Raw genomic sequence first — 5,619 nt, forward strand, 5'->3', positions numbered from 1 at the left:
CCTCTGCCCTGCCGGGCATCTCCCCCACTTGGGGGGAGATTGGCAGCTTCGTCGTCGGCGCTCTCGGCTTGCCTGGCAAGCGCCGACGGTTCGGAAAGCGCGATGCTTCCGGCCGCCACCCTGCTCCGCCAGTCCGGCCGAGCATGCTTCCTCGGCCGGCCGCCGGAACGGCCGCCCTTGGGATTGGCGAAGCCGATGGCGCGCAGGCCGGCGTCGCGATGCACGATGCCGATGATGGCGTTGCGCGAGACCGGACTTCCGCGCAGCCTGCTGAAGCGGACGGCGATATGGGAGGCCGAAAGCCCCTCCTTGAGCCAGGTCGCGATTTCAGTGAGTTCCTTCTCGGTATAGGCGGCAGGCATATCGGGATCCATCGGTTGCGGCGCGCGGGCGAGCGCCAGGGTTCGGCCCGAGGGCCGTCGCTGAAGTCGTTCGGGAATGGGCGGATCAGGCGGGGCCGCGGCCCTCGAGGCGCAGAAGCGCGGCCTCCGCCGCCTGCCTGGTCAGGCCGGACACCGCCCGGCCGGTTGCGCGATCAAAGAGGATGACGGTGCCATCCTCGGTGCGGATCACGGAGGCGGCGCCGGCCGCGGGCGGACGAAGGAAGGTGGCCGGAGCCGGGGGAGGAGCGGCTCCGGCCGTTCCGGCCGATGGGGCAGCCGGACCCGGGGCGAAGACCCCGGTATTCGTCCGGACCGGGGAGGGGGACAGCCCGGACGATAGGAATTCAGCAGACGAACGGAAATCAGGATGCAAGGTCATGCCGCCTGCCCTTGCGGCGCTATCGCGTCGGGGCTGACCCCGACGGCGGCGACGGCGCCGATGCCGTGCCAACGGTCGATCAGCCCCGAAATGTTCGTGGGCAATGCGGAAATGCTTGCGGGATGCTCGATCATGCGCTAATCGTACGATGTGTACGAAAGAGTCGCAAGCGAAATCGTACGTATTGGACGATATTTTTCAGGCGTTTTGTACGATGCTGGACCCACGGCACAGATTGCAGCAGGCGCGGACCGCGGCGGGCTATGCCACGCCGAGCGATGCGGCGCGGGCCTTGCGCGACATCAACAAGAACACGCTGATCAGCCACGAGAACGGCAACCGGCCGCTGTCGCGCAAGGCGGCGGAGAAATATGGCCGGCTGTTTAACGTCGACCCTGGCTGGCTGCTGTTCAACGCCGATGGCGCAGAGGCCGGACCGGCAAGCTTTGCCGCCTCGCCGCTCACCGTCGACGTGCCGATCGTGTCATGGATCAGCGCCGGCGAGCTCGGCGGCCAGGAGGGCGTGGTCAACCTCTCCGACTATCCGACCATCCCGACCGCCGACCTCGAGGAAGGCGAATGGATCGCGCTGCGCGTCGATGGCCCGTCGATGAACAAGATCTCGCCGCCGGATTCGATCATCTTCGTCAATCTGCGCGACAAGCGGCTGGTGACCAATGGCTGCTACGTGATCGCCGACGAAACCGGCCGCGCCACCTACAAGCGCTACCGCCCGAACGACACTCCGCCCTTCCAGCCGGCGTCCTATCTGGACATCCCGCCGCCGGAGCTGGAGGGCGCGATCACCATCATCGGGCGGGTGAGACGGTCGATAATCGATATGTGAGCAATCTCGCTCTCGCCGTCGGCCTCTGACTGCTCTTTCATGACACCGCAATTTCTGCTTGCATGGCAAGCAGCCGTCGGTGTCGGCCGAGGTCAATGGTTTTCGAGGGAGAACCGGCGAAATGGTGAACCAGGAAGGCGTGGGCGAAAGCCGGCTGATATGGCTGGTACGAAAATGGCGCCCACCGCTGTTGCTGCTGCTGACCGGCCTCGTCGCGCTGGACGTCCGCGGCGCGATGGGGATCGCCGCCAATCTCACCTATGCGGCGTGCATCGGCAATGCGGCCGACGCCAGCCGGCGGATCGAAGCCTGCACGCAAATCATCGATAGCCAGGCCGGCGCTCCTGACAAGCTCGCGACAGCCTACTTCAAGCGCGCCTACGCCTGGTCCATGGAAGGCGATCTCGACCGCGCCATCGCCGACAGCGATCAGGCGATAGGGCTCCATCCTGAATACGCATCCGCTTATTACAACAGAGGCTACGACTGGGCCGCGAAGGGCAATTACGACCGGGCCATTGCCGATTACGGTCAGGCGATCGCCTTCGACCCGAAAAGCAGCGCTGCTTACAACAACCGAGGCCTTGCCTGGTCGTACAAGGGCGACAATGACCGGGCCATCGCGGATTACAATTTGGCGATCATCGCCGATTCCAAGAACGCATCCGCATACCTCAACCGGGGCGGCGCATGGGCGGCGGAGGGCGCCTTCGATCACGCCATCGCCGACTACAACCAGGCCATTGCCTTCGATCCGACACTCATCGGGGTTTATGAAAATCGTGGCCTGAGCTGGGGCGGCAAAGGTGACTACAACCGCGCCATCGCCGATTTCAACGTGGCTATCGGCCTCAATCCGAAACGCGCCTACGCCTATTACGGCCGGGGTCTAGCCTGGTCCAACAAGGGCGACGACGACCGCGCCATCGCCGACTACGACAAGGCCGTGGACCTCGACCCCAAGTTGGCCGATGCCTACCACGCGCTGGGCCTCGCCTGGGCGCACAAGGGCGACCACGACCAGGCAATCGTCGACTACGACCAGGCAATCGCGCTCAATCAGAAATCCGCCGACTTCTACAGCGCCCGAAGCGCCTCCTGGAAGGCGAAGGGGAACCGCGAACGCGCCGAGGCCGACCGGAAGACGGCGGCTAGCCTTGGCGGGACGTAGGTTGCACCGGATTCTTATGACCGTCACTCGTTCAATTTGTACGAAATCGGCTTGACCGGCATTCGTACGTAAAGTACGATATTTCCTTCTTTCGAGGGGATATCCTTGAACACCGCAAACCACGCCGCCTTCGCCGACCTCTCTCGCCCGCTGCTGTCACCGCTGCCGCTCGAGCAGCGCGAACGCCTCGCCGGCGCCTGGCGGATGGCCAGCCAGGACATCGCCGAGGACATCCGCTTCATCCGCCAGTGTCTGAAGGTGATCGCCGAGAAGGACGAGCGCCTGTCGACCGGCACGCTCGTCCACAGCCGCGCCTATGTCGAGGCCTGCGCCGGCTGGCTGCCTCAAACCGTGGCGCGCTATCTGCGCAACCTGCGCGCAGTCACCGAATGCGAGCTCGCCATGACCGCGGCCAGTATCCGCTTCGCTCTGTCCAGCGACGCGTGGGAGGCTTGAAGGGCGAGCGCTTCCCCTTCTCATGCCACAAGGTCCCACAAGGGAAGGAGGTCAGATGCCTCCTACCAGCTGAACTGCAGCCCCGCATTGCCGCCGACGGTGCCGCTGGAGAAGGCGATGCCCATCGTCCCGGTCAGCCGGCCGCCATGGACAAAGGCTTCGCTGAGCACTGCAGCACCGGTGAAGCCGAAGGCGTCGGCGCCGCCGGCATTGCCCCAGTTGACGCGCAGGCCGAAATGCTCGCCCTGGACGAGGTCCGGCGCGGCAAGGGCAGCCGAGATCGAGGCGTTCTCGAAGGCGCGGGTGACGCGGTTGTCAATGTCGTCGACATGGCTGGCCAGCGCGGTCTTGCCTGTGACGGTGGTGGTGCCGCCATTGCCGTCATCGACCTCCTTCCTAGTGTCGCCGGTCTGGGCGTTGATGCAGGTGTCGGTGCCGGGGCTGTAATAGTAGTTGGCGCCGTAGGCATAGCACAGCTTGACGTATTCGACCGGCTTCGCCAGCGCCGGCGCCGACAGGCCGCAGAGCGCGCCGAGCATCGCCGGCGCTAGAAGATATCTGAGCATGATTGCCCCCGGCCTTACCAGGTGAGCTGCAGGCCGGCATTGCCGCCGACGGCCTTGCCCGAGAAGGCGACGCCCGCCGCGCCGGTCAGCCGGCCGGTGCCGCCTGGCAGGAAGCCCTCGCCCAGCACGGCCGCGCCGGTGACGCCCATGGCATTGGACTGGCCGGCATTGCCCCAGTTGACGCGCACGCCAAAATGCTCGCCCTGGACGAAATCCGGGCTGGTCAGCGCCGAGGCCACCGAAGCGCTTTCAAAGGCGCGGGCGACGCGGCCGTCAATGTCGTCGACCTTGCTTGCCAGCGCGGTTTTCCCGACGACGACGCGATCTTCGGTGACGCGGCGCGTCTCGCCGGTATCGGCGTTGATGCAGGTATCCGTGCCGGGGCTATAGTAGTATCGCGCACCATAGAGCGTGCACACACGGACATACTCCACCGGCGCCGCCAAGGCCGGCGCCGACAGACCGCCCGCCGCGGCCACAAACGCAAATGAAATTAAACGGTTGATGCCTTGCATTGCCCCTACCCCGAAGCTCGTTGCCGAAAAAACCCTGGCGCGAAAAGGCGCATGCGGGCGCGTGCAGTGTCAACGGCGTGATCGGGTCAATACCTGACTTTTACTGGGTGTATTTTGGTTTGCATCGCGCATGTTGCGGCGATGCCGCGCGGATGTTTCGCTACACTGGTAAATCCCGCGCGCGCCCAGTCAAGCCAATCGCATACATTCTAATATTCTTAAATTTGCCTTCAGATCACGCCGAAAGCTCGGCGCCGCCTGATCAATCCTACCTCTGCCCTACAAAGACGGTGTTCACCCGTTGAACTTGTCCGGAAACTGTTTGGCGATGCCATCCGTCAGCATGTCGGCGAACTTCAGCATGTGGTCATGGCCTTCATCGTAGGACTTGATGTCTGCCGCCCAGTCCTTGTTCAGCCGGCCGACCACTTCGCCGGTCGTCAGTTCCAAATGCTTGTGCAGCATGTGGCGGAGATCCTTCTCGGGCCAGTTCGGATTGGCCTTGCAAGGAAAACGGCAATGTCGTCGGCATTGGCCGACCATTTATCCTGAGCGGCCGAGAGCTTGTCCTTGCTGCCTGATTTGGCCGCCTCGACCACTTTCGTTGCGATATTGATATGGTCTTTGAGCAGCGCCGCCAGTTTCTTGCCGGCGGCATCACCGTAATAGGGCTTTACCGCGTCGCCTATTTCATCCTGGTTCTGGAGCAGGCGCTTCGCGACTTCGTCCGTGTCCTGGAGGCCCGCGAGGGCGCTGATGATGTAGTTCCGCGTATAGGTGATGTGGTCTTCCCAGAGTTTCCGCATTGCCGCTGGAACGTTCGCCGATTGCGGTTCGCCGGCGCGAGCAGGCAGGAGCGACAACGGTCCGGCAGCCGCAAGAGACACCGCAGTGAGAGAGGAAAGCAGTACTAGACGCCTGTTCATGGCCCGATCTCCGAATGTGCCAACACTCGCGCGACAGATGGGCAGCAAAGCTGGGTCGACCGGCCGTTTCCGCTCCGATCGTCGGCACCCGAAGGCGAATGTTCGCTATCGGAAGATGAACATTAGCAACGACTAAAAAGTTCCGTTGCGGCGACAAAAAGCGACTTTTGGAGATGGAGATCCTTACGAGGCTGTGGTTGGCGGAGAGTGGAAAGAAAAGGCTCCGGCGCACCACGCCGGAGCCCCATCTCATTCGATGCATCAGCCGCCACTGGGAGCCGGCGCCGGGGCCGGAGCCGCGGGCGCAGGTGCTGATGGCGCGGGGGCCGCCGGCGCCGGTTCGGATGGCGCTGGCGCGGCAGGCGCAGGCGCGGAC

General features: G+C 64.2%; 9 protein-coding genes and 1 pseudogene. 3 read left to right on the forward strand and 7 right to left on the reverse strand.

The genetic code is table 11. From position 1 onward, the window contains the following. The 3 genes and pseudogenes from EN780_RS40835 to EN780_RS38965 form a co-directional block, all read right to left on the reverse strand. Positions 1-362, reverse strand: a pseudogene (locus tag EN780_RS40835) (GcrA cell cycle regulator); the annotation flags it as partial. A gap of 85 nt (positions 363-447) precedes the next feature. Next, entirely contained in the window at positions 448-573 is a 126-nt protein-coding gene (locus EN780_RS41395) for a hypothetical protein (protein WP_281015713.1), read from the reverse strand. Between the two features lie 185 nt (positions 574-758). After that, positions 759-896 (reverse strand): hypothetical protein, encoded by a 138-nt coding sequence (locus tag EN780_RS38965; protein ID WP_189556741.1) that lies wholly within the window; start codon positions 894-896, stop codon positions 759-761. A gap of 80 nt (positions 897-976) precedes the next feature. Here EN780_RS38965 and EN780_RS26435 point away from each other — a divergent pair, with 80 nt between their 5' ends. The 3 genes from EN780_RS26435 (at position 977) to EN780_RS26445 (ending at position 3,236) form a co-directional block, all read left to right on the forward strand. Next, positions 977-1,609 (forward strand): S24 family peptidase, encoded by a 633-nt coding sequence (locus EN780_RS26435; protein ID WP_128275758.1) that lies wholly within the window; start codon positions 977-979, stop codon positions 1,607-1,609. A 58-nt stretch (positions 1,610-1,667) separates the two neighbouring features. Continuing rightward, entirely contained in the window at positions 1,668-2,780 is a 1,113-nt protein-coding gene (locus tag EN780_RS26440) for a tetratricopeptide repeat protein (protein ID WP_128275759.1), read from the forward strand. 105 nt (positions 2,781-2,885) lie between these two features. Continuing rightward, a complete protein-coding gene (locus EN780_RS26445) occupies positions 2,886-3,236 on the forward strand; it encodes a hypothetical protein (RefSeq protein ID WP_128275760.1) in 351 nt (116 codons plus the stop codon). 62 nt (positions 3,237-3,298) lie between these two features. Here the strand turns inward: EN780_RS26445 and EN780_RS26450 are convergent, their stop codons facing one another. The 4 genes from EN780_RS26450 to EN780_RS39780 form a co-directional block, all read right to left on the reverse strand. After that, positions 3,299-3,802 carry a porin gene (locus EN780_RS26450; protein ID WP_128275761.1) on the reverse strand — a complete coding sequence of 168 codons (504 nt, stop codon included), beginning with the start codon at positions 3,800-3,802 and terminating at the stop codon, positions 3,299-3,301. Positions 3,803-3,816: 14 nt separating this feature from the next. Beyond that, entirely contained in the window at positions 3,817-4,248 is a 432-nt protein-coding gene (locus EN780_RS26455) for a porin (RefSeq protein WP_245500147.1), read from the reverse strand. A 363-nt stretch (positions 4,249-4,611) separates the two neighbouring features. Beyond that, on the reverse strand, positions 4,612-4,782 hold the full coding sequence (locus EN780_RS39775; protein WP_210215051.1) for a hypothetical protein: 171 nt from the start codon (positions 4,780-4,782) through the stop codon (positions 4,612-4,614). Further along, on the reverse strand, positions 4,758-5,243 hold the full coding sequence (locus EN780_RS39780) for a hypothetical protein (protein WP_210215052.1): 486 nt from the start codon (positions 5,241-5,243) through the stop codon (positions 4,758-4,760). Before EN780_RS39780 ends, EN780_RS39775 begins: the two co-directional genes overlap by 25 nt. Between the last annotated feature and the right edge of the window lie 376 nt (positions 5,244-5,619).

The organism is Mesorhizobium sp. M4B.F.Ca.ET.089.01.1.1, from assembly GCF_004022605.1.
In the GTDB taxonomy this organism is placed as follows: domain Bacteria; phylum Pseudomonadota; class Alphaproteobacteria; order Rhizobiales; family Rhizobiaceae; genus Mesorhizobium; species Mesorhizobium abyssinicae.